Source organism: Pseudomonas sp. TH37, from assembly GCF_016650735.1.
In the GTDB taxonomy this organism is placed as follows: domain Bacteria; phylum Pseudomonadota; class Gammaproteobacteria; order Pseudomonadales; family Pseudomonadaceae; genus Aquipseudomonas; species Aquipseudomonas farris.
In genome coordinates, this window is sequence record NZ_JAEKFD010000007.1 from 75,172 (window position 1) to 97,735 (window position 22,564).

The following is a 22,564-nucleotide window of genomic DNA, read 5'->3' on the forward strand; positions in this document are numbered from 1 at the left end:
AGGAGCTGTCGAGTGCAACGAGGCTGCGATCTTTCCCCTACCAATCGAGTTCAAAGCGAAAGATCAAAAGATCGCAGCCTTCGGCAGCTCCTACAGGGCGCAGCCCAGCGGGAGCAAGCTCCCTCGCCACATTGAGGTCAGGCCGGGCGCACCAGATCTGGCAAATCGGGCAGCTTCTTCGGCGAACAGATCCGCACCCGCTTTTGCCGGTTCAGCTCTCCGCTGAGCAAACTCACCTGACTCTTGGAAACCCCGAACGCCTTGGCCAGAAACGCCATCAGATACGCATTGGCCTTGCCTTCAACCGGTGGCGCCGTCAGGCGAATCTTCAATCGATCACCATGCAGCCCGCAGAAATCATCGCTGCGGGCCGCAGGTTGCAGGTGACATTCCAGAATCAGGTCATCACCGTCCCAGCGAAAGTAGCTCATCAGATCAGGCCGAGCAGCCCCTGTGGCATGAGGGCATAGTACGCAAGGCGCGGGATCAGCCAGCTTTGCACCAACTGGATTGCGATAAACGCGAAGATCGGCGAAATATCGAGACCGCCCAGGTTCGGAATGATCCGACGGAACGGCGCAAGTACTGGTTCAGTAATCTGCGCGACCAGCTCTGCGCCCGGATTGTGACTCCCCGGGGCGACCCAGGACAGAATCACACTGATGATCATTGCGTAGAACAGAATACTCAAGAATAGCGAGAAGATTGCGATCAGTGCCCAAGGCACCAAGAACAGCCAGTCAACCATAAAGCCTTTGAGCAGCAGGATGACCGCTATCAGCACCATCTGCACGATCAGCGCCAGTACCAGTGACGACATGTCCAGCCCGAACATGCTCGGGATTACCCGGCGCAGAGGCTTGAGCAACGGTTGAGTGGCTTTCACGATGAACTGGCAGAGCGGGTTGTAAAAATTCGCCCGAACCAATTGCAGGATAAAGCGCAGCAGTACGATCAGCAGGTACAGGCTGCCCAAGGTTTTAATTACGAAGATGGCAGCGTCATTGAGTCCGAGCATCATTGATTCCTTTGTAAGAGCTGATTAGCGGCCGAGTTGCTCAGCCATCTCGGCCGAGCGGTGCGCAGCGGCGCCGAGTGCTTTTTCTACCAGGGCTTCGAAGCCGCCAGCCTGGAATGACTTGATCGCCGCTTCGGTGGTGCCCGCAGGCGATGTCACGCGACGACGCAGTTCAGCCGCGTCGACATCGCTGGCGACCGCCATGTGTGCAGCACCCAAAGCGGTTTGCACGGTCAGTTGGGCGGCGATGTCCGCTGGCAGACCGAGCTTCACGCCCGCAGCGGTCATGGCTTCGATCAGCAGGAAGAAATACGCCGGGCCCGAGCCGGAAACGGCGGTGACCGCGTCCAGTTGCTGTTCTTCGTTCAGCCACAGGGCAATGCCTACCGCCGACAGCAGCTCTTCAGCTTGCTGGCGTTGTTCGGCGCTCACTTCGCTGGTGGCGAACAAACCGCTCACGCCCTGACGCAGCAGCGCCGGGGTGTTAGGCATGCAGCGCACGATAGGCTGGGCGCCAAGCCAGTTGTTCATGCTGGTGCAGGTGATGCCGGCCGCAATCGAAACCACCAGTTGATTCGGCTTGAGGCTTGGGCGAATGGCTTCGCAAACAGCTTTCATCGCCTGCGGTTTGACCGCCAGCACGATCACGTCCACGCCCTGAATGGCGTCGGCGTTGTCGGCAAACACTTCGATGCCGTGTTCGGCGCTCACGCGGGCACGGGTTTCTTCACCCGGATCGCTGGCGCGGATCTGCGCGGCGTCCAGACCTTTGGCGCGCAGGCCGCCGATCAGGCTGGCGGCCATGTTGCCGGCTCCGATAAAGGCAATACGAGTCTTGCTCATGTCAGGTCCTTATAGAGAGGTGAGTCAGCCACGGTGAGGCTGGCTATGCACTTGTTGAGAGCCGCGGACGCCAAACAGGGCCGTACCGATACGAACCCAAGTGGCGCCCATGGCAATGGCCGACTCGAGGTCGTGGCTCATGCCCATGGAAAGTGTGTCGAGTGGCAGATTCAGGCTGGCTTGCAGGCTCTGCACGGCAGCAAAGGCTGCATCCTGGGCGGCGCGATCTTCAGTCGGCTCCGGAATCGCCATCAGCCCGCGCAATTTCAGATGCGGTAGAGCGCTGATGGCATCGGCCAGGGCGGGCAGGTCGGCCGGGGTGCAGCCGGACTTGCTGGCTTCACCACTGACGTTGACCTGGATGCAGATGTTCAATGGAGGCAAATCGGCAGGGCGTTGTTCGGACAGGCGTTGTGCGATTTTCAAGCGATCCACGGAATGCACCCAGTCGAAATGCTCGGCGATAGCGCGAGTCTTGTTCGATTGAATGGGGCCGATGAAGTGCCAGATCAAGGGCAGGTCGGCCAATTCGAGCTGTTTGCTCAAGGCTTCCTGCAGGTAGTTCTCGCCAAAATCGCGCAGGCCGGCGGCATACGCTTCCCGCAGGGCTTCGGCGGGCTTGGTCTTGCTCACGGCCAGTAGCTGGATGTTGTGCTCGTCGCGCCCGACGGCGAACGCGGCAGCACGGATGCGTGAACTAACCTGAGCAATGTTGTCTGCTATCGTGGACATCAAGAGGCGCCAGCGGTCTGAAGGTTCGCGGCATTCTACTGGAATTGAGGAGCGCTATGGATATCACTGAGCTGCTGGCTTTCAGCGCCAAACAAGGCGCGTCTGACCTGCACCTGTCCGCCGGTCTGCCACCGATGATCCGTGTCGACGGCGATGTGCGACGCATCAACCTGCCGGCCCTGGACCACAAGGAGGTGCATGAGCTGATCTACGACATCATGAACGACCTCCAACGGGTGGACTTCGAGAAGCATCTTGAAACCGACTTTTCCTTCGAAGTGCCCGGCGTGGCGCGTTTTCGGGTCAATGCCTTCAACCAGAATCGTGGTGCTGGCGCGGTATTTCGGACCATTCCGTCCAAGGTCCTGAGCATGGACGACTTGGGCATGGGGGAGGTGTTTCGCAAGATTACCGAGGCGCCCCGGGGCCTGGTGCTGGTGACCGGCCCGACCGGTTCGGGCAAGTCCACTACGCTGGCGGCGATGATCGATTACCTGAACAACCATCGCCATCACCACATCCTCACCATCGAAGACCCCATCGAGTTCGTCCACGAATCGCGCAAATGCCTGATCAATCAGCGCGAAGTCCATCGCGATACCCGCAGCTTCGCCACGGCGCTGCGCTCGGCTCTGCGCGAAGACCCGGACGTGATTCTGGTGGGGGAAATGCGTGATCTGGAGACTATTCGGCTGGCGTTGACTGCCGCCGAGACCGGTCACTTGGTGTTTGGCACGCTGCACACCACATCGGCGGCGAAAACCATCGACCGAGTGGTGGACGTGTTTCCGGGCGACGAGAAATCGATGGTGCGTTCAATGCTATCCGAGTCGTTGCTGGCGGTGGTGTCGCAGACATTGATCAAGAAAGTCGGTGGCGGGCGAATTGCCGCCCACGAAATCATGCTTGGCACTTCGGCGATCCGTAACCTGATCCGCGAAGACAAGGTGGCGCAGATGTATTCGTCGATTCAGACTGGAGGGTCGCTGGGGATGCAGACACTGGATATGTGCCTGAAGGAGCTGGTGACCAAGGGCGTGATCAGCCGCGAGCATGCGCGGGAGAAGGCGCGGTCGCCGGATAACTTCTGAGGTTGGAATGCGAACCTGTGGCGAGGGAGCTTGCTCCCGCTGGGCTGCGAAGCGGCCCCAAAAAACTGCGAGCGCTACGCACTCGAACGGGAGCAAGCTCCCTCGCCACAAATGCCCGCCTTCAGAAAGTGGGGGGGCAAATCAACGCTGAACAACCTGCAATGCGTTCTGTTCTTTCGGCAGAACCCGCTTGGCAACCACGTAGTGGCTTTCCCAGTACGGTTTCTTCAAGGTGTCGATGCTCACCGACTTGCCACGGCGTGGTGCGTGGATGAAGCGGTCGTTGCCCAGGTAGATGGCAACATGATTGACCCGGCGGCTCTTGAGTTTGAAGAAAATCAGGTCGCCAGGCTTCAGATCGTTGCGATCGACCTTCTCGCCATGACCGCTGGCCATGGCGTTAGAGGTACGTGGCAGGTCGAACGTGGCGTCGTTGAACGCGTATTTCACCAGACCGCTGCAATCGAACCCTTTACTTGGGCTGCTGCCACCCCAACGATAAGGTGTACCGAGCACGTTTACCGCGCGGCTCAGTACGTTGCTGCTTTCCTTGGTCGCCATCGGCGGGACCAGCTTGCTGTTTACGCCGCTCAGTTGGCTGGAGCGTTTTACGGTCTGTTTGTTTTTGCTCGAAGGAGCAGAAGCATGGGATTTTGGGGTGTAACCATTAACGTTGGGAAGACGTTGCTCACGATTGGTGGCGTGGGCGGCCAAGGGCAATAATAGGCAAATGGTTAGCCATGTCTTGAAAAATGGACGCATTAGGCAAGGCTCATATGTGTGAACGCGCAACTTTATAACAGCTTTTTTTGCCCATCCGAGGCCGTTGGTCGATTCAGACTGGGGGGCGCGGAACTAAAAAGCGGCAAAATTGACGTGAGTTGTCTGACAAAAGTCAGGTATTACAAGGCTTTGACAGGAATGAAGGTAGCATTTGCCGTATGTCGGCCACCTGTAAAAAAGTCACAAAGAATTCAAGAATATTTATCTATCGTGTGAGTCGAGGTCATCCATGAACACCTATCAACACCCTGTTTCAGAGCAAGACACACACAGCAAAGTAATTGGTTACCTGTTGTGGATTTTCGGTTTTACCGGGGCTCACCGCTTCTATTACGGCAAGCCGGTGACCGGGACGATCTGGTTTTTCACCTTCGGTTTGCTGGGTATCGGCTGGCTGATCGACGTGTTTCTGATTCCGGCCATGGACCGTGAAGCGGACCTGCGCTTTACCGCCGGCCCCATCGAATACAACGTTGCGTGGATTCTGCTGACGTTTCTCGGGGTATTCGGTGTGCACCGGATGTATCAGGGGAAGTGGATCAGCGGGCTGCTGTATCTGGTGACGGGCGGGGTGTTCTTTCTGGGGGTGTTGTATGACTTCTGGACGTTGAATGACCAAGTGTCGATTCGCAACGCACAGAATAGAGGTGCCTTCCAGTAAGTCATCGCGGGCAAGCCCGCTCCCACAGTGGATGTGTTGTCCGCAAATCTTGCGGCCAACCGATAACCCTGTGGGAGCGGGCTTGCCCGCGATTGGAGTACCGCGTTTTACGCCTGGTGACTGATCCGCCCATCCACCAGGGTGTAACGCACCACACCCGGCAGGCTGTGACCAATGAACGGGCAGTTTTCGCCCTTGGACAGCCAGGTCTCACCGGCAACGGTCGAGGCCGCAGGGTCGAAGAGTACGATATCTGCTGGCCCACCCACAGCCAGCTTGCCCGCCGGCAGACGCAACGCTTCGGCAGGGCCAGCGCTGAGTCGTGCGAGCAGCGTTGGCAAGTCCAGCAAACCGTCTTCCACCAATGTCATCGCCAGCGGCAGCAGCAGTTCAACACTGCTGATACCCGGCTCGGTGGCACCGAACGGCGCCAGTTTGGCATCGCGTTCATGGGGCTGGTGATGGCTGGAGATGGCCGAGACCACCCCAGACTTCACCGCTGCCCGCAGGCCGTCGCGGTCCGCACGGGTGCGCAGCGGCGGCTGGACGTGATAGAGGCTGCTGAAATCGATCAGCGCTTCATCGGTGAGGATCAGCTGATACAACGCCACGTCCGCCGTGACCTTCAGGCCACGGGCCTGGGCCTGGGCGATCAGCGCCACACCGCGGGCGCTGGTGAGCTGGCTGAAGTGCGCACGCACGCCGCTTTGCTCGACCAGCAGCAGATCCCGGGCCAGTGCTACGGTTTCGGCGGTTTCCGGAATGCCTGGCAAACCGAGGAAACTCGCAGTCGGGCCTTCATGGGCCAAGCCACCTTCGGCCAGGTCATGGTCCTGCGAGTTGAAAATCACGGTCAGGTCGAACGTCGCCGCGTATTCCAGCGCCCGGCACAGGGTACGGGTGTTGCGAAAGCTCTCCAGACCATTGCCGAAGGCTACGCAGCCGGCATCGCGCAAGGCGACCAGTTCGGCCAGCTGTTCGCCGTCCAGGCCTTTGCTCAGGGCGCCGATCGGGAAGACTTTGGTGTTGCCGGCTTCGCGAGCGCGGTCGAGGATCAGTTCGGCCACAGCCGAAGTGTCCAGCACCGGTTTGGTTTTCGGTGGGCAGCACAGGCTGGTCACGCCACCGGCAGCAGCTGCGCGGGTTTCGCTGGCGATCGAGCCTTTGCGGCTGTAGCCCGGCTCGCGCAGGGCGACGTTCAGGTCAACCAGACCCGGGGCCGCCACCAGGCCCTTGGCGTCGATGGTGTCTACTGCAACGAAACCTGCCGGAGCGGCGCCGAGGGCGACGATCTTGCAGGCTTCAACGTGGATATCAGTCACTTGATCCAGGCCGCTGGCCGGATCGATAACGCGTGCGCCGAGAATGCTGAGCTTCACTGGGCGTTCTCCTGCTCGAATTGGCGCTGGGCAGTTTGCCCGCTCATGGCCATGGACAGCACGGCCATACGAATCGCGATGCCGTAGGTCACCTGGTTGAGGATCACCGAGTGCGGACCGTCGGCCACCGCCGACTCAATCTCCACCCCGCGGTTGATCGGCCCCGGGTGCATGACGATGCAATCCGGTTTGGCCCCGGCCAGGCGCGCGGTGGTCAGGCCGAACAGGCGGTAGAACTCGCCTTCGCTCGGCAGCAGGCCGCCGGTCATGCGTTCACGCTGCAGGCGCAGCATGATCACCACGTCGACGTCTTTCAGGCCTTCAGTCATGTCGGTGTAGACCTTCACGCCGTACTGCTCGATGCCGATCGGCAGCAGGGTTTTCGGCGCGATCACGCGGATGTCCGGGCAGCCGAGGGTTTTCAGGGCCAGCATGTTCGAGCGCGCTACCCGTGAGTGCAGGATGTCGCCGACGATGGCCACCGAAAGGTTTTCGAAGCCACCCTTGTGCCGACGAATCGTGAGCATGTCGAGCATGCCCTGGGTCGGGTGGGCGTGACGGCCGTCGCCGCCGTTGATGATCGCCACTTGTGGGCAGACATGCTCGGCGATGAAGTGCGCCGCGCCGGAATCACCGTGACGCACGACGAACATGTCGGCGGCCATGGCTTCCAGGTTGCGCAGGGTGTCGAGCAGGGTTTCGCCCTTGCTTGCCGACGACGTGGACACGTTCAGGGTGATCACGTCGGCCGACAGCCGCTGGGCCGCCAGTTCGAAGGTGGTGCGGGTGCGGGTGGAGTTCTCGAAGAACACGTTGCACACGGTCTTGCCGCGCAGCAACGGGACTTTTTTCACCGCCCGGGTGCCGACTTCGAGGAACGAGTCGGCGGTGTCGAGGATTTCCGTCAACAGCTCGCGGCGCAAACCGTCGAGCGAGAGGAAGTGGCGCAGCTGGCCCTGATCATTGAGCTGCAGCGGGCGCTTGGTTTCTAGAGGCGTCATCGCGAGGGGGACTCTCAATAGGGCGAATTAAAGGGCGAGGTCTTGAAGTTCGAGCTTGAGTTCCGGGCCGGACAGTTTCACTCGTTCGTGGGCCGCCAGCGACAGGGTCGCGCCAACCACATTCGGGCGGATCGGCAATTCACCGGCGTCCAGATCCAGCAGGCATACCAGCGTCACACTGGCCGGGCGGCCATAGTCGAAGAGTTCGTTCATCGCGGCGCGGATGGTCCGACCGCTCATCAGCACGTCATCGATCAGCACCAGGTGCTGGCCTTCGATCTCGAACGGCAGCGCCGATGGGCGTACTTGTGGGTGCAGGCCGTTCTGGCTGAAATCGTCGCGGTAGAACGAAACGTCCAGGGTGCCCAGGGGCGAATCGCTGCCCAGTTCATCGAGCAATGCCTGAGCGACCCAGACGCCACCGGTCCGAATGCCGATGTAGCGCGGTTCGCTGATACCCCGTTTGGCCAGATAGGTGTCAAGACGGGTCGCCATCTGGCTGATCAGTTCGGCGGGATTGGGCAGGCTCATGGTTTGCTCCTTCTTTGTCCCGAGCCGAATGCTGCTTGAGTGGTGGCTCGGGTTGTAGCTAAGGGAGACGCCGCAGCGGCTCTTCAGAATTAGGTGCGGTCAGGATTCGAACAGCGCGGTGTTTTCGTCGAGCCAGCCTTGCAACAGCAGCGCGGCGGCGATGGCATCGACCGGGTTGTCGCGGTAACTGCCTTTCTGGCCGCCCCGGACCAGGCGTTCGCCCTTGGCCTCGAAGGTGGTCAGGCGCTCGTCATGCGTATAGAAGGGCAGGTTGTAGCGGCCGTTCAGGCGTCGGGCGAATTTCTCGGCCCGCAGGCACATGTCGCTCGGTGTGCCATCCATGTTTAGCGGCAGGCCGACCACCACAGCGTCGGGTTTCCACTCTTTAATCAGGGCTTCGACCTGATTCCAGTCAGGAATGCCGTTTTGCGCCTTCAAGGTGCACAGCTCGCGGGCCTGGCCGGTAATCACCTGGCCGACCGCAACGCCGATCTGTTTGGTGCCGTAGTCGAAACCCAAAATCAACCGCAGGGCCATCAGGCGTGCCCCGCCTGGCTGGTGAGCAGGCTGAGATTGACGCCCAAGTGTTTGGCCGCCGCTTCAAGACGTAATTCGCTGCTGGTGTTGAACAGGATGTCGGCATCGAACGGGCAGGTCAGCCAGGCGTTGTCGGCCAGTTCGGCTTCCAATTGCCCGGCTTCCCAACCGGCGTAGCCGAGGGTGATCAGGCTTTTCGCGGGGCCGACGCCGTCGGCGATGGCGAACAGCACGTCTTGGGAGGTCGACAGGGACAACTCGCCTTCCAGATCAACGGTCGCCTGAAAAGATTTGCCCGATGGGTGCAGGACAAAACCGCGATCGGTTTGCACCGGGCCACCCATAAAGATCGGCACATGCTGGCAGAGCAGCGGCGGTTCAATATCGGGGCGCAATTGCTCGAGGATATCGGCCAGGTTCAGGTCCTGCGGGCGGTTGACCACCAGCCCCATGGCACCATTGGCCGTGTGCTCGACGATGTAGGTCAAGGTGTGCGCAAAGTTCGGGTCGGCCATGTGAGACATGGCGATCAGGAAGTGATGCTTGAGGTAGCTGGGGCTGACGTTCTTCATGAGCGCTAGTGTGGCGTTGGAGGGGCGAACTGACAAGCCGGGGATGCACAGGAAATGCCCCGAATACCCGCAAACAACCTGTTCCCTGTGGGAGCGGGCTTGCCCGCGATGACGGCGGTACATTCAAAATTAATGTCTCAGACAGACCGCTATCGCGGGCAAGCCCGCTCCCACAGGGTTGTGTGTCGTTCAATTGCTTGAAAGTCTATCCCCACGTGCAAACTTCCAGGTGCGGATGATTTCCAGGCGGTCGATGTCTGACAGATCCCCGGTAAACGGTGCAAACGGCGCCGCGAGCCTTACGATGCGCTGCGCCGCCTGGTCCAGCAGCGGCTGGCCGGACGATTCCAGCACCAGCACTTCATACAGCGAGCCGTCGCGGTTGATCGAGACCATCAGTCGCAAATTGCCGTAAATCTGTTTGCGCCGGGCTTCGTCGGGGTAGTTGAGGTTGCCGATGCGCTCGACCTTCTTGCGCCATTCATCTTTGTACCAGGCACCCTTGTCGCGCATGGTCGATGCGGCGCTCAAGCGGTGAATGCGCGGGCGCTTGGCGTACAGCTGTTGTTCGCTGGCCAGTTCCGCTTCCAGGCTGGCGATGTCGCTGGACAGCTGCGCGCTGTCGAACGTCGGTGCCGCCACTTGGGGTTTGGTCAGGGGCTTGGGTTCTTCAGTCTTGGTTGCGGCTTTTTTCGGCTTCGGCGCGACGGTGGTCACAGACGCCTTGGGCGCGGCTTCCTGCACTTGAGGCTTGGCCGCCGGCGGTGGGGTGACTTTCTGTACCTTGTTGTCCTGGAATGGCGCGACCTCGGTGGTCTTGGGGATCGCCTTTTTCTCCAGGGTGCCGCTGCCTTCCTGATTTTCCTGGGCGAGAAAGTCAGCTTTCTCAGGCTTCTTTTCGCTTTTGAACGTGGCGAGGGTAATTTCCAGGGTTTTACTGATTTGCTTGGGTTCGACCATGGAAAACCCGACGCCCAACAGCAAGGCCAGGTGAATCAGCGCCGCCAGAAACAGGGTGAAACCGAGGCGATCAGCCGGACGCACGCCACGGTGGGCGAGTTCAGGGGGCAGATCGGACGGGAGTGTCATAACAAGAAAACCAACATCGCGTTTTTTACAAGCCGGGGATGATAACGCAATGTTGGTTGCTTCTTGGCTGTTCTCGATCAACGAGTCTTGAGCTTCTGATCGATGGCATCCATCAAAAGGCCACCAATGTCGGTGCCGAATGCGTTATCGATCTCGCGAATGCAGGTCGGGCTGGTGACGTTAATTTCGGTCAGATGCTCACCGATTACGTCGAGACCGACGAACAGCAAGCCCTTCTCGCGCAGGGTCGGGCCGACTTGCGCGGCGATCCAGCGATCTTTCTCGGTCAACGGTCGGGCTTCGCCACGGCCACCGGCGGCGAGGTTGCCACGGGTTTCTCCGAGCGCGGGAATCCGTGCCAGGCAGTAATCCACCGGCTCGCCGTCGATCATCAGGATGCGCTTGTCGCCATCAACGATTGCCGGCAGGTAGCCCTGGATCATGATCTGCTGACGGCCATGCAAGGTCAGGGTTTCGAGGATCACCGACAGGTTCGGGTGGCCAGCGGTGTGACGGAAGATCGACGAGCCGCCCATGCCGTCCAGCGGCTTGAGGATCACGTCACCGTGATGGTCGGCAAATTCACGCAACACGTCCGGGCGACGGCTGACGATGGTCGGCGGCGTGCACTGCGGGAACAGCGTGGCGAACAGCTTTTCGTTGCAGTCACGCAGGCTTTGCGGCTTGTTGACCACCAGTACGCCGGCATTTTCCGCTTGTTCCAGCAAATACGTGGAATAGACGAATTCCATGTCGAACGGCGGATCCTTGCGCATCAGGATCACGTCCAGATCGCTCAGCAGCGCATCGCTTTCGGCGCCCAGCTCAAACCATTTTTCCGGGTTGGCGAACACCTTCAGCGGACGCATCCGCCCGCGAGCCTCGCCTTCGGCCTGATACAAATCGCGCTGTTCCATATAGAACAGTTCCCAGCCACGCTTTTGCGCGGCCAGCAGCATGGCCAGCGAGCTATCCTTTTTATAGGAGATGCTGGCGATAGGATCCATGACAATCCCGACGCGAACGCTCATGGGGTTTTCCTCGAAATTGGGGTGGAAAGTGTTGTGAAAAAGTGGCGTCAGAGTGGCGCTGAGTGTGTTCCCGGTCAAGGAAAAACCACCGCCAGGGTCGCCCGATAGATTGGATGGGGAGACTGTGCTAAAAAGGCTGCCATGCCGTGTTGGCCCTTAAGTATCAAGGGTTTCGAGCCAACGATAAGCGGCAAACGGACAAATTGATTCACAAAGGCGACGGTAGAGCCCCTATGGAACAGCATTCCAGCGCCTTGAAGGTCATGGTGATCGATGATTCGAAAACGATTCGTCGCACCGCCGAAACGCTGTTGAAAAATGTGGGCTGTGAAGTCATCACTGCAATCGATGGTTTCGATGCCCTGGCCAAGATTGCCGACAATCACCCCGGCATCATCTTTGTCGACATCATGATGCCGCGTCTGGATGGTTATCAGACCTGCGCTTTAATCAAGAACAACAGTGCGTTCAAGTCCACGCCAGTGATTATGCTGTCGTCCAAGGACGGGTTGTTCGACAAGGCCAAGGGTCGGATCGTCGGTTCCGACCAGTTTTTGACCAAGCCTTTCAGCAAGGAAGAACTGCTGAATGCGATTCAGGCCCATGTACCGGGCTTCGCCGCCGTTTCGCCGCAGTAGGACACGCACAGTGACGCTCGGCCATGGGGCCCGGTGTCGACAAGAATGGGGAAGACCATGGCACGTATTCTGATCGTCGATGACTCGCCGACCGAAATGTACAAATTGACCGGCATGCTCGAAAAGCACGGTCATGAGGTGTTGAAAGCCGAAAACGGCGCCGACGGCGTGGCCCTGGCCCGTCAGGAAAAACCCGACGCGGTGCTGATGGACATCGTCATGCCCGGCCTCAATGGTTTCCAGGCGACCCGTCAGCTCACCAAAGACCCGGAAACCGGGCACATTCCGGTGATTATCATCACCACCAAGGATCAGGAAACCGACAAAGTCTGGGGCACGCGCCAAGGCGCCAAGGACTACCTGACCAAACCGGTCGACGAAGACACCCTGATCAAAACCCTGAACAACGTGCTGGCCGGTTGATCGTCCGGTCATGACCGAGTCGCTGACGGCTTTCGAACTGCTGCTGCAGATTGACCAGCGCTGTCGTCTGCTGGCGGCAGACCTGCCGTCCCAGCCGACCCGACAAGACAGTTGGAGCGGCATCGGCTTTCGCTTGGGCGAGCATTGGTACGTCGCGCCCATGGGCGAAGTCAGCGAAGTCCTGCACGAACCGCGCGTTACACAATTGCCGGGGGTCAAACCCTGGGTCAAGGGCGTGGCTAACCTGCGCGGGCGCCTGCTGCCGATCATGGATTTGCATGGCTTTTTTTACGGTTATGAGCCCGGCCATGAACTGCCTGCCTTGCGCAAGCAACGGCGGATATTGGTGGTGGAGCACAAAGACGTGTTTGCAGGGTTGATGGTCGATGAGGTCTTCGGCTTGCAGCACTTTGCCCAGGACAGTCTGGAGCCGGTGCCGGCCGATGACTTGCAAGGGCCAATGTCGGCGTTCGTCAAAGGCCGGTTTCAGCGTGAGCAGAAGTGGCAGGTGTTCAGCCCGTTTGCGTTGGCGCAGTCGCAAGGATTCATGAACGTCGCCGCATAACCTGTGGGAGCGGGCTTGCCCGCGATAGCGGTGTGTCAGGTTCAATAGATGGCGGCTGACACGCCCTCATCGCGGGCAAGCCCGCTCCCACAGGGTTCTCGGCAAGGTTCACAGATGCTGGTTAACAGGCGAGGACCGATGATAAAAGCTAAAACAGGCAAGCCAGAAGGGTCGCGCAGTCGGTCGCAGATCATCGTGCTGTTCATCGCGCTGATTGTCTTCATCATGCTGCTGTTCGCCAACTTCGCGTACCTCAACACCCAGGCGAATTACGACAAACAGTACATCGGCCACGCCGGTGAGCTGCGTGTGCTGTCCCAACGCATCGCCAAGAACGCCACCGAAGCCGCCGCCGGCAAGGCCGCGGCGTTCAAGTTGCTCAGCGATGCACGCAACGACTTCGCCCAGCGTTGGGGCTATCTGAAGAAAGGCGATCCTGCCACCGGCCTGCCGCCGGCACCGTCCACCGTGCGCCCGGAAATGCGCGCCGTGCAGCTGGATTGGGAGCGTCTGCTGAAAAACACCGACGCTATCCTCTCCAGCGAACAGACCGTTTTGTCCTTGCATCAAGTCGCCGCGACCCTGGCCGAAACCGTGCCGCAGTTGCAGGTCGAGTATGAAAAGGTCGTCGAAACGCTCCTGCAACGTGGCGCCCCCGCCACTCAGGTGGCGATGGCCCAGCGTCAGTCGCTGCTGGCCGAGCGGATTCTTGGTGCGGTGAACACCGTACTGTCCGGCGATGAAAATTCGCAGCAGGCGGCCGACGCTTTCGGTCGCGACGCGGCGCGTTTCGGCCTGGTGCTCAACGGCATGCTTCAAGGCAATGCGGCACTGAAAATCAGCCAGGTCGAAGACCGTGATGCGCGCGCCCGGTTGACCGAGATTTCCGAACTGTTCGAATTCGTATCGGGTTCGGTGGACGAAATCCTCGAAACCTCGCCGGAGCTGCTCAAGGTCCGCGAATCGGCCACCAACATCTTTACCCTGTCGCAAACCCTGCTCGATGAAGCCTCGCACCTGGCCAGCCGTTTCGAAAACCTCGCCGGCGGGCGCAACACCGATACCATCGGCGGTTACGTGCTGGGCTTGCTCGCACTGGCATCGATCATCCTCATCGGCCTGGTGATGGTGCGCGAAACCAATCGTCAGCTGCGTGAAACCGCCGAGAAGAACGAGCGCAACCAGAACGCGATCATGCGTTTGCTGAACGAAATCGAAGACCTCGCCGACGGCGACCTGACCGTGACCGCCTCGGTGACTGAAGACTTCACCGGGACCATCGCTGACTCGATCAACTATTCCGTCGACCAACTGCGCGATCTGGTGGCGACCATCAACCTCACCGCCGGCCAGGTCGCCGCCGCCGTACAGGAAACCCAGGCCACTGCCATGCACCTGGCCCAGGCCTCGGAGCATCAGGCCCAGCAGATTTCCGAAGCCTCCACGGCCATCAATGACATGGCTCAGTCCATCGATCAGGTCTCGGCCAACGCCGCCGAATCCTCTGCGGTAGCCGAGCGCTCGGTGGAAATCGCCAATAAGGGCAACGAAGTGGTGCACAACACCATTCATGGCATGGACAATATTCGCGAGCAGATTCAAGACACGGCCAAGCGCATCAAACGGCTGGGCGAGTCTTCTCAGGAAATCGGCGACATTGTCAGCTTGATCGATGACATTGCCGACCAGACCAACATCCTCGCCCTCAACGCGGCGATTCAGGCGTCCATGGCCGGTGATGCCGGGCGCGGTTTTGCGGTGGTGGCCGACGAAGTGCAGCGTCTGGCCGAGCGTTCGTCCGCGGCGACCCGGCAGATCGAAACACTGGTGCGGGCGATTCAGACCGACACCAACGAAGCGGTGATTTCCATGGAACAGACCACCACCGAAGTGGTGCGCGGCGCGCGTCTGGCGCAGGATGCCGGGGTGGCCCTGGAAGAAATCGAAGGCGTGTCGAAGACCCTTGCGGCATTGATCCAGAGTATTTCCAACGCCGCGCAGCAACAGACTTCGTCGGCCGGCCAGATTTCCCTGACGATGAACGTGATCCAGCAGATCACCACGCAAACCTCGTCCGGCTCCACCGCCACCGCCGAGAGCATTGGCAACCTGGCGAAAATGGCCAGCCAGCTGCGGCGTTCGGTGTCCGGTTTCACCTTGCCGGACGCTAAAGCGCAGGCTGCGGACAAAGCTTGAACCGCCTCAGGGCGTATGCATTTGATTGGAGTAGTTATGGGTGATCGGCACGACTATGTGGCCCTCGAGTGGGTCAAAGGCGAGATTGCCGAAACGCTGAAACAGGCTCATCAGGCGATCGAAACCCTGATCGACGACCCGCAGGCGACGCACACGCTGGGTGAGTGTCTGGCCTGTGTCCATCAGGTCCACGGTAGTTTGCAGATGGTCGAGTTTTACGGCGCGGCCCTGCTCGCCGAAGAGATCGAGCAGTTGACCTGCGCCTTACAGCAGAACCGCGTCAGCCATCGCGACGAGGCGATCCATCTGTTGCTGCAAGCCCTGGGGCAATTGCCGACTTACCTCGACCGGGTGCAAGGCGCCCGTCGTGATTTGCCTTTAGTCGTGTTGCCGCTGATCAACGACCTGCGCAGCGCCCGTGGCGAAAGCCTGTTATCGGAAACCAGCCTGTTCAGCCCGCAACTGCTGGAGCTGCCGTCCCTGAGCCAAGAAGCTCTGGCGCCGCTGGAACCGTCCGACTTGCCAAATGTGCTGCGCAAGTTACGGCAGATGTTGCAGATGGCCCTGGTCGGTTTGTTGCGCGGGCAGGATGACGAAACCCACTTCGGTTATCTGGCCAGAGTGTTTGCGCGCCTCGAAGTGCTGTGCGACAACGCGCCGCTGAGCCCGTTATGGCACGTCGCTTCGGCACTGGTCGAAGGCATGCGCAATGGCTCGATCGCCAACAGCCCGGCGTTGCGCAGCCTGTTCAAGGACGCCGACAAAGAGCTCAAGCGTTTGCTCGAACAGGGTATGCCCGGAATCAATCAACCGGCACCGCCGGAGCTGCTCAAGAGTTTGTTGTTCTATATTGCCAAGGCCGAACACCCCACCGGGCAGATGCTGACCATGAAAGATCGCTACTCACTTGACGATGCGTTACCCGACGGCGCGATGGTCGATGAAGAACGGGCACGGCTGGCCGGCCCTGACCGCGACGCCATGCGTTCGGTATTGTCGGCGTTGTGCGAAGAGCTGGTGCGGGTCAAGGAGCGCCTGGACCTGTTCGTGCGCAGCGACCGCCAGCACACCTCGGACCTCGAAAGCCTGCTGGCGCCCCTGCGGCAAATCGCCGACACCTTGGCGGTGCTCGGTTTCGGCCAGCCGCGCAAGGTCATCATCGACCAACTGGCGGTGGTGCTGAGCCTCGCTCAGGGCCAGCGTGAACCCAACGACGCGACCCTCATGGACGTCGCCGGGGCCTTGCTTTACGTCGAAGCGACCCTGGCCGGCATGGTCGGCACCGTGGAGCCGGAAAGCCAGGAAGACAGCCGTCTGCCGACCACCGATCTGACTCAGATCCATCAGATCGTGATCAAGGAAGCGCGCATTTGCCTGCAACAGGCCAAGGACATGATCGTCGACTACATCGACGCCGACTGGGACCGCCAGCATTTGCAACCCTTGCCGGCGTTGCTGACCCAGGTGCGCGGTGCGTTGGCGATGATTCCGCTGGCCCGCGCGGCGAGCCTGGTCGAGACCTGCAACGGCTTCATCCGCGAGCATCTGCTGGTGGATCCGGACCAGCCCGGCTGGCAGCAACTGGACAGCCTGGCCGACGTCATCACCAGCATCGAGTATTACCTGGAGCGCCTCAGCGACGACCCCGAAGCACCGGGAGAACACCTGCTCGACGTCGCGGAAAAAGGCTTGGCCTCACTCGGCTTCTTCCCCAGCGAACAGCAAGTGCCGATGCTTAAGGATGTACTCAGCCCCAATGAAGCCCTGGTGATGCAGGACATGCAGGAACTGGACGACCCCGAAACAGTTCAGTCTCTGGCCGATGTGTTGGCCAGCCCGGTGTCGTCCGTCAACCCGCCAGCCCTGACCACGCCGGGCAGCCTGTTGCCGCCGCCCGCCGGTGAAGAACCGGTGGATGATGAGCTGCGGGAAGTCTTCCTCGAGGAGACTGACGAAGTGCTGGAAATTCTCGAGGAGTATCTGCCGCGCTGGTCGGCCAATCCCGACAGCACATCGGTCTTGAGTGAATTGCGTCGCGCCTTCCACACCCTCAAAGGCAGTGGCCGGATGGTCCGTGCGCTGGTGCTGGGTGAGTTGGCCTGGGCGGTGGAAAACCTGCTCAATCGCGTGCTTGAGCACAGCGTTGCACCTGGGCCTGCGGTGCAACAACTGGTGGGCGATGCGCTGAAGCTGCTGCCGGATCTGGTGGCCGAATTCGCCGCCAATACCCAACGCCAGCGCAACGATGTCGATCAATTGGCCGCCCGCGCCCATGCCCTCGCCAAGGGCGATAAGCCAGTGTCCGATGAAGACGCGCAGGATGTCGCGGCGCTCGATCCCCTGTTGCTGGAGATCTTCCGCAACGAAGCCGAAACCCATTTGAGCAGCCTCAACCGTTTCCTCGACCAAGCCTCCGAGCACGTGCCGCTTCAGGCCAGCGACGAGTTGCAGCGGGCGTTGCATACGCTCAAGGGCAGTGCCTCGATGGCCGGCGTACTGCCAATTGCCGAGCTGGCGGCGTCGCTGGATGAACTGGCCCGGGAGTACAAGGCGCACCGAATTGCCCTTGATCTGGACGAAGTCGAATTGCTGCTGGAAGCCGAAGGGCTGTTCCGCCTTGGGCTGAGACAACTCAAGAGCGACCCGCTGGCTGAAATCCCCGACGCTCGCTCGCTGATCGAGCGAACCAAGGCATTGCTGGCCGAGTGTCTGCAAAGCCTGTTGAGCACGCCCAATACGAAGCAGCGCATCAAGCGCGATCCGCAACTGATCAACAACTTCCTCGCCCAAGGCATGGACATCCTGCTGGACGCTGAAAGCCTGTTGCAGCGCTGGCAGCAACATCCCGGCGAGCGGCAGGAACTCAGCGCGCTGCTGGACGAACTGACCACCCTCGGCGAAGGCGCACACCTGGCCGATCTGCATCCGGTGGATGAGCTCTGCGAAGCATTGCTCGACCTTTATGGCGCGGTGGAAGAAAGCAGCCTGGCGGTCAGCGACAGGTTTTTCCACGAGGCGCAAAGTGCCCATGAAGCGCTGATCAACATGCTCGACGAACTGGCCGCCGGCCAGGAAGTCACTGCGCAACCGGAGCGCGTTCGGGCCTTGCGCGGTTTGCTCGATGAGAGTCTCGATCCATCCTCCATGGGCCTGATTCGCAGTGACGGCAGCCGCACCCTGAGCATTCGGGAGCTGGGCAGCGCCACGGCCGAGCTGGAGCAAGCCGCAACGCAGGTGGAGCTGGACGACGAAATCGTTTCGATCTTCCTTGAAGAAGCGGTGGATATTCTCGAAAGCGCCGGCCAGGCCTTGCAGCGCTGGCTGAGTGATCCGGACAACGCCGCGCCGCTGTTGTCCTTGCAGCGCGATTTGCACACCCTCAAGGGCGGTGCGCGGATGGCCGAGGTCGAGCTGGTCGGCGATCTGGCCCATGAACTGGAAGGCCTTTACGAAGGCTTGGTGGACCGCCGTTACAGCCACAGCGAAGCGCTGGCGCAGTTGCTGCAACAGAGCCATGACCGACTGGCCATGTTCCTTGATCAGTTGCAGCACAATCGTCCGTTGGGTGATCCGGGTGAGTTGATCGCGGCCATTCGTGAGTTTCGCCAGGGCAATGCCGGCAGCGCCGAGGTGATCGAGCCAGTGGTCAGCAATGACTCGACGGGCCATGATCCCGAGCTTCTGGAGATCTTCCTCGAGGAAGGTTTCGACATCATTGAAAACTCCGGCGCGGCACTGTTGCGCTGGCAGGCCGAACCGTCGAATCGCCAGGAAGTGGAAACACTGTTGCGCGATCTGCACACCCTCAAAGGGGGCGCGCGGATGGTGGAGATTGTGCCGATTGGCGACCTGGCCCATGAACTGGAATTCCTCTACGAAGGCTTGTCGGCGGGCGTGCTGCAACCCACCGCCGAGCTGTTCTCGCTGTTGCAACGCAGCCATGACCGACTGGCGCAGATGCTCGACGCCACCCGCGCCCGTCAGCCATTGCCGCCGGCCGATCGGCTGATCGATGCGATCAAGAATTTCAGCCATCCGGCAGTGCCTGAAACATCGGCACCCGTAACGCTGCCCGTAGCGCCCAAAGCCGAGCCACCCGCGCTGCAACCGGAAGGCACCGACACGGTCAAGGTTTCGGCGGAGTTGCTCGACGACCTGGTCAACCTGGCCGGGGAAACTTCAATCTTCCGTGGCCGCATCGAACAACAGGTCAACGATGCACGGGTGGCCCTGAGCGAGATGGAAACCACCATCGAACGCATGCGCGACCAGTTGCGCCGCCTCGATACCGAAACTCAGGGGCGGATTCTCAGCCGTCAGCAAGTCGAGGCTGAACGCTTGGGCTATGAAGAGTTCGACCCGCTGGAGATGGACCGTCACTCGCAGCTGCAACAGTTGTCGCGGGCACTGTTCGAGTCTGCCTCCGACCTGCTTGACCTCAAGGAAACCCTCGAGCGGCGTAATCAGGACGCGGAGAACCTGCTGCAACAGCAGGGCCGCATCAACACCGAATTGCAGGAAGGCCTGATGCGTACGCGCATGGTGCCGTTCGAGCGAATGCTGCCGCGTTTGAAACGCATCGTTCGGCAGGTCGCCAGCGAGCTGGGCAAGGACGTGGACTTCATCGTCGGCAACGCCGAAGGCGAAATGGACCGCAACGTCCTCGAACGCATGGTGGCGCCGCTGGAGCACATGCTGCGCAACGCCGTCGACCATGGGTTGGAATCGGTCGAGGTGCGGATTGCGGCGGGTAAACCGGCCCAAGGCAAGATCACCCTCGACTTGTCCCGAGAGGGCGGCGACATCATTTTCGACATCCGCGACGACGGTGCCGGCGTGCCTTTGGACGCCGTGCGGCGCAAGGCGATCAAACGCGGTTTACTCCACCCGGACAGCAACATCAGCGACCGCGACGTGTTGCAATTCATCCTGCAACCGGGGTTCTCCACTGCGGAGAAAATCACCCAGATCTCCGGGCGTGGCGTCGGCATGGACGTGGTTCACGAAGAAGTCCGGCAGCTCGGCGGCGGCATGACCATCGACTCTGTGCCTGGGCAGGGCGTGCATTTCCGGATTCGTCTGCCGTTTACCGTGTCGGTCAACCGCGCGTTGATGGTGCTGTGCGGGGATGATCAATACGCGATCCCGCTGAACACCATCGACGGCATCGTTCGGGTGTTGCCCAACGAACTCGAAGGGCATTACCGGCTCGATCCGCCGACCTACGAATACGCCGGGCAACGTTACGAGTTGTGCTATCTCGGCGAGCTGCTGAAAACCAGCCCCCGCCCGAAACTGCTGGGCCAGAGCCTGCCGTTGCCGGTGTTGTTGGTGCAATGCAACGAGCGACACGTCGCGGTGCAGGTGGATGCTATGGCCGGCACCCGGGAAATCGTGGTCAAAAGCCTTGGCCCGCAGTTCGCCGCGGTGCAGGGTTTGTCCGGCGCGACGATTCTCGGCGATGGCCGGGTGGTGCTGATTCTCGACTTGCTGGCGCCGATCCGTGCGATGCAAGCGCAGGTGCCGAAACGACCGGTGACGCAGGACGTAGAGCCCGAGTCGCAACGGCCGTTGCTGGTGCTGGTGGTCGACGATTCGGTCACCGTGCGCAAGGTCACCAGCCGTCTGCTGGAACGCCACGGCATGAACGTGCTGACCGCCAAGGACGGTGTCGACGCCATGTTGCTGCTCGAAGAACACATGCCGGACCTGATGCTGCTGGACATCGAAATGCCGCGCATGGACGGCTTCGAGGTGGCCACCCAGATTCGCGCCGACGAGCGCTTGCGGCATCTGCCGATCATCATGATCACCTCCCGTACCGGCCAGAAACACCGCGACCGCGCCATGGCCATCGGCGTCAACGACTACCTCGGCAAGCCATACCAGGAATCGGTGCTGCTCGACAGCATCGCCCGGTGGAGCAAAACCCATGCATGAACACCGCTCCAGCAACCTCACTGGTCTGCTGCTGCCCTTGGCGGATCGCAACCTGATCCTGCCCAACGTCGCTGTCGCTGAACTCATCGATTACCAACCCGGCGCCTTCGACCTCGACACACCGCCGTGGTATCTGGGGCGGGTGACGTGGCGAAACCGGCAGATTCCATTGCTCAGTTTCGAGTCGGCGTGTGGCAACAAAGTGGTGATCGGTGAGCGAGCACGGATCGTCATCCTCAACGCCCTCGGCGGGCGGCCTGAGCTGAAGTTCATTGCGCTGCTGGTGCAGGGGATTCCGCGGTCTTACAAGCTGGATAGCCAGTTGAGCTATGTGGATGTGCCGTTGTGTTCACTGGAACAGGCGGCGGTGCAGGTGGGGGAGCAAGTGGCGAAGGTGCCGGATTTGCTCGCGCTAGAGGAGTTGTTGGTTACGGCTGGTTTAGCCAACTGATCCGGATATTGTGGTGATTTCACCGGCCTCATCGCGGGCAAGCCCGCTCCCACAGGTATTGTGGATGACTCAGGATTTGAGCAAGGCACGGACACTGTGGGAGCGGGCTTGCCCGCGAAGGCGGCCTTCAACTTACCAAAGACCTGGCTGCTAAACCCCGGCCTGAGCCTTCATCTGCAGCGACTCATGATGATCCAGCACTCGCTCTACCAACAACTGCACGCCATCTGCCAAACGGCTGAGCGCCAAGGCGACAGAGCGGCGTGAGCCTTCCACATCGTCCGCCAGGTCGGCAGCAATGGCGCTGATGGACAGCAGGTCTTCGGAGGCATTGGCCAGAAGGGCTTCGGTGTCGATGTCGGGGCAGACGGTGAAGAGCTGGGACTTACGGCGTTTGGCGGGTTTTTCGTGGGGTGACGGGAAGTAATGGGAGAAGGCGCGGTCAGCGGCTTCCTTCATTTTTTCTGCATCGAGGGATGCTTGGGAATCGGTGTCGGATTCTGGCGGGTTGGGAGTAGCTTTGAACATTGTGCATCTCCAGTAATGAGTTTCAGCTGCTCCATCGGTTCCAAGCGAAGGGGTGGCAGCTGTACGCAGGTTGGAACCCGAGGTGGAGAAAACCCGGCAGACCCGAAGGTCTCCCGCGTACAGCCGCCATAACGGAGTGCACACATTAAAGGTGCGCAAGCATACGTCATGAGGGGCGCTTTTGCGCCTTCTACACCTCGGGGTTCCAAGCCCGGTCGCTGAATTGCCAGCGACACACAAACGATAAAGACCAACGCAAAACCGCACCAGTCGGCGGGTTCCGGCATTGTTGTAGGCAGCGACGCCAGACTGCGTAGCCTCTCACCGTTCCTGCGGACAAACTTTTAAACACAAAACCCCAAGCTGTCGGATCTCCCTGTGGTGAGGGGCTTGCCACAAAGGTTTCTGCATTAGGTTGAAGATTCCCAAAAAGGGACCGATTGGTCCTATTTTGGGACTTATCGGTTGTTTGCTTTCTGCCATGAGCGACGAAATCTTCGTCATCGAAAGCTGCGGGGGTTATTCTGGCCTCATCGCGGGCAAGCCCGCTCCCAC

At 60.5% G+C, this 22,564-nt stretch carries 21 protein-coding genes; 8 read left to right on the forward strand and 13 right to left on the reverse strand.

The window, feature by feature from the left end; genetic code table 11:
* Positions 1-137: 137 nt before the first annotated feature.
* From JFU11_RS18530 to JFU11_RS18545, 4 genes are read right to left on the reverse strand one after another with little or no spacing between them, the layout of a single operon-like run.
* A complete protein-coding gene (locus JFU11_RS18530) occupies positions 138-431 on the reverse strand; it encodes a DUF167 domain-containing protein (RefSeq protein WP_123719692.1) in 294 nt (97 codons plus the stop codon).
* Positions 431-1,018 carry a YggT family protein gene (locus tag JFU11_RS18535; RefSeq protein WP_052964991.1) on the reverse strand — a complete coding sequence of 196 codons (588 nt, stop codon included), beginning with the start codon at positions 1,016-1,018 and terminating at the stop codon, positions 431-433. Before JFU11_RS18535 ends, JFU11_RS18530 begins: the two co-directional genes overlap by 1 nt.
* A 24-nt stretch (positions 1,019-1,042) precedes the next feature.
* Positions 1,043-1,861: a pyrroline-5-carboxylate reductase gene (gene proC / locus JFU11_RS18540; protein ID WP_201061737.1), complete on the reverse strand. Its 819-nt coding sequence runs from the start codon at positions 1,859-1,861 to the stop codon at positions 1,043-1,045.
* Positions 1,862-1,885: 24 nt separating this feature from the next.
* Positions 1,886-2,593, reverse strand: a complete 708-nt coding sequence (locus JFU11_RS18545; protein ID WP_123719690.1) for a YggS family pyridoxal phosphate-dependent enzyme — start codon at positions 2,591-2,593, stop codon at positions 1,886-1,888.
* 56 nt (positions 2,594-2,649) lie between these two features.
* Between JFU11_RS18545 and JFU11_RS18550 the strand changes: the two genes are divergently transcribed.
* Positions 2,650-3,684, forward strand: coding sequence for a type IV pilus twitching motility protein PilT (locus JFU11_RS18550; RefSeq protein ID WP_123719689.1), 1,035 nt, complete (start codon positions 2,650-2,652; stop codon positions 3,682-3,684).
* A gap of 141 nt (positions 3,685-3,825) precedes the next feature.
* On the opposite strand, the gene JFU11_RS18555 is transcribed toward JFU11_RS18550, so the two are convergent.
* Entirely contained in the window at positions 3,826-4,446 is a 621-nt protein-coding gene (locus JFU11_RS18555; protein ID WP_123719688.1) for a C40 family peptidase, read from the reverse strand.
* A 250-nt stretch (positions 4,447-4,696) separates the two neighbouring features.
* Between JFU11_RS18555 and JFU11_RS18560 the strand changes: the two genes are divergently transcribed.
* Entirely contained in the window at positions 4,697-5,128 is a 432-nt protein-coding gene (locus JFU11_RS18560) for a TM2 domain-containing protein (protein WP_201061739.1), read from the forward strand.
* Positions 5,129-5,235: 107 nt separating this feature from the next.
* Here the strand turns inward: JFU11_RS18560 and JFU11_RS18565 are convergent, their stop codons facing one another.
* From JFU11_RS18565 to gshB, 7 genes are all read right to left on the reverse strand, one after another.
* The gene (locus tag JFU11_RS18565; RefSeq protein WP_201061741.1) at positions 5,236-6,507 is read right to left on the reverse strand and encodes a dihydroorotase; all 1,272 of its coding nucleotides are present in this window, start codon (positions 6,505-6,507) and stop codon (positions 5,236-5,238) included.
* On the reverse strand, positions 6,504-7,508 hold the full coding sequence (locus tag JFU11_RS18570) for an aspartate carbamoyltransferase catalytic subunit (RefSeq protein WP_201061743.1): 1,005 nt from the start codon (positions 7,506-7,508) through the stop codon (positions 6,504-6,506). The genes JFU11_RS18565 and JFU11_RS18570 overlap by 4 nt, the downstream gene beginning before the upstream one ends.
* A 27-nt stretch (positions 7,509-7,535) precedes the next feature.
* A complete protein-coding gene (pyrR, locus tag JFU11_RS18575; protein WP_038980979.1) occupies positions 7,536-8,039 on the reverse strand; it encodes a bifunctional pyr operon transcriptional regulator/uracil phosphoribosyltransferase PyrR in 504 nt (167 codons plus the stop codon).
* A 99-nt stretch (positions 8,040-8,138) separates the two neighbouring features.
* Positions 8,139-8,576 carry a Holliday junction resolvase RuvX gene (ruvX, locus tag JFU11_RS18580; RefSeq protein WP_007897947.1) on the reverse strand — a complete coding sequence of 146 codons (438 nt, stop codon included), beginning with the start codon at positions 8,574-8,576 and terminating at the stop codon, positions 8,139-8,141.
* Positions 8,576-9,148 carry a YqgE/AlgH family protein gene (locus tag JFU11_RS18585; protein WP_201061744.1) on the reverse strand — a complete coding sequence of 191 codons (573 nt, stop codon included), beginning with the start codon at positions 9,146-9,148 and terminating at the stop codon, positions 8,576-8,578. The genes ruvX and JFU11_RS18585 overlap by 1 nt, the downstream gene beginning before the upstream one ends.
* A 189-nt stretch (positions 9,149-9,337) precedes the next feature.
* A complete protein-coding gene (locus JFU11_RS18590) occupies positions 9,338-10,237 on the reverse strand; it encodes an energy transducer TonB (RefSeq protein WP_201061745.1) in 900 nt (299 codons plus the stop codon).
* A gap of 77 nt (positions 10,238-10,314) precedes the next feature.
* Positions 10,315-11,268 (reverse strand): glutathione synthase, encoded by a 954-nt coding sequence (gene gshB / locus JFU11_RS18595; RefSeq protein WP_038980983.1) that lies wholly within the window; start codon positions 11,266-11,268, stop codon positions 10,315-10,317.
* 233 nt (positions 11,269-11,501) lie between these two features.
* Between gshB and pilG the strand changes: the two genes are divergently transcribed.
* From pilG to JFU11_RS18625, 6 genes are all read left to right on the forward strand, one after another.
* Positions 11,502-11,906: a twitching motility response regulator PilG gene (gene pilG / locus JFU11_RS18600; protein ID WP_038980984.1), complete on the forward strand. Its 405-nt coding sequence runs from the start codon at positions 11,502-11,504 to the stop codon at positions 11,904-11,906.
* A gap of 57 nt (positions 11,907-11,963) precedes the next feature.
* Complete coding sequence (gene pilH / locus JFU11_RS18605; protein WP_007897961.1) at positions 11,964-12,329, forward strand: twitching motility response regulator PilH; 366 nt, start codon at positions 11,964-11,966, stop codon at positions 12,327-12,329.
* A gap of 10 nt (positions 12,330-12,339) precedes the next feature.
* Positions 12,340-12,894 (forward strand): chemotaxis protein CheW, encoded by a 555-nt coding sequence (locus JFU11_RS18610; protein ID WP_123719683.1) that lies wholly within the window; start codon positions 12,340-12,342, stop codon positions 12,892-12,894.
* A gap of 138 nt (positions 12,895-13,032) precedes the next feature.
* A complete protein-coding gene (locus tag JFU11_RS18615) occupies positions 13,033-15,090 on the forward strand; it encodes a methyl-accepting chemotaxis protein (RefSeq protein WP_201061746.1) in 2,058 nt (685 codons plus the stop codon).
* A 36-nt stretch (positions 15,091-15,126) separates the two neighbouring features.
* The gene (locus tag JFU11_RS18620; protein ID WP_201061747.1) at positions 15,127-21,030 is read left to right on the forward strand and encodes an Hpt domain-containing protein; all 5,904 of its coding nucleotides are present in this window, start codon (positions 15,127-15,129) and stop codon (positions 21,028-21,030) included.
* Positions 21,023-21,481 carry a chemotaxis protein CheW gene (locus JFU11_RS18625; protein ID WP_201061748.1) on the forward strand — a complete coding sequence of 153 codons (459 nt, stop codon included), beginning with the start codon at positions 21,023-21,025 and terminating at the stop codon, positions 21,479-21,481. The genes JFU11_RS18620 and JFU11_RS18625 overlap by 8 nt, the downstream gene beginning before the upstream one ends.
* A 150-nt stretch (positions 21,482-21,631) precedes the next feature.
* Here the strand turns inward: JFU11_RS18625 and JFU11_RS18630 are convergent, their stop codons facing one another.
* Positions 21,632-22,009: a DUF6124 family protein gene (locus JFU11_RS18630; protein ID WP_123719679.1), complete on the reverse strand. Its 378-nt coding sequence runs from the start codon at positions 22,007-22,009 to the stop codon at positions 21,632-21,634.
* Positions 22,010-22,564 lie beyond the last annotated feature (555 nt).

Coding starts and splice junctions, on each gene's coding strand:
- JFU11_RS18585 (WP_201061744.1), bottom strand. CDS start 9,148: ATGAAGAACGTCAGCCCCAGCTACCTCAAGCATCACTTCCTGATCGCC.
- pilH (WP_007897961.1), top strand. CDS start 11,964: ATGGCACGTATTCTGATCGTCGATGACTCGCCGACCGAAATGTACAAA.
- gshB (WP_038980983.1), bottom strand. CDS start 11,268: ATGAGCGTTCGCGTCGGGATTGTCATGGATCCTATCGCCAGCATCTCC.
- JFU11_RS18630 (WP_123719679.1), bottom strand. CDS start 22,009: ATGTTCAAAGCTACTCCCAACCCGCCAGAATCCGACACCGATTCCCAA.
- JFU11_RS18615 (WP_201061746.1), top strand. CDS start 13,033: ATGATAAAAGCTAAAACAGGCAAGCCAGAAGGGTCGCGCAGTCGGTCG.
- JFU11_RS18555 (WP_123719688.1), bottom strand. CDS start 4,446: ATGCGTCCATTTTTCAAGACATGGCTAACCATTTGCCTATTATTGCCC.
- JFU11_RS18530 (WP_123719692.1), bottom strand. CDS start 431: ATGAGCTACTTTCGCTGGGACGGTGATGACCTGATTCTGGAATGTCAC.
- JFU11_RS18620 (WP_201061747.1), top strand. CDS start 15,127: ATGGGTGATCGGCACGACTATGTGGCCCTCGAGTGGGTCAAAGGCGAG.
- JFU11_RS18570 (WP_201061743.1), bottom strand. CDS start 7,508: ATGACGCCTCTAGAAACCAAGCGCCCGCTGCAGCTCAATGATCAGGGC.
- proC (WP_201061737.1), bottom strand. CDS start 1,861: ATGAGCAAGACTCGTATTGCCTTTATCGGAGCCGGCAACATGGCCGCC.
- ruvX (WP_007897947.1), bottom strand. CDS start 8,576: ATGGCCCTGCGGTTGATTTTGGGTTTCGACTACGGCACCAAACAGATC.
- JFU11_RS18560 (WP_201061739.1), top strand. CDS start 4,697: ATGAACACCTATCAACACCCTGTTTCAGAGCAAGACACACACAGCAAA.
- JFU11_RS18590 (WP_201061745.1), bottom strand. CDS start 10,237: ATGACACTCCCGTCCGATCTGCCCCCTGAACTCGCCCACCGTGGCGTG.
- JFU11_RS18545 (WP_123719690.1), bottom strand. CDS start 2,593: ATGTCCACGATAGCAGACAACATTGCTCAGGTTAGTTCACGCATCCGT.
- pilG (WP_038980984.1), top strand. CDS start 11,502: ATGGAACAGCATTCCAGCGCCTTGAAGGTCATGGTGATCGATGATTCG.
- JFU11_RS18625 (WP_201061748.1), top strand. CDS start 21,023: ATGCATGAACACCGCTCCAGCAACCTCACTGGTCTGCTGCTGCCCTTG.
- JFU11_RS18610 (WP_123719683.1), top strand. CDS start 12,340: ATGACCGAGTCGCTGACGGCTTTCGAACTGCTGCTGCAGATTGACCAG.
- JFU11_RS18550 (WP_123719689.1), top strand. CDS start 2,650: ATGGATATCACTGAGCTGCTGGCTTTCAGCGCCAAACAAGGCGCGTCT.
- JFU11_RS18535 (WP_052964991.1), bottom strand. CDS start 1,018: ATGCTCGGACTCAATGACGCTGCCATCTTCGTAATTAAAACCTTGGGC.
- pyrR (WP_038980979.1), bottom strand. CDS start 8,039: ATGAGCCTGCCCAATCCCGCCGAACTGATCAGCCAGATGGCGACCCGT.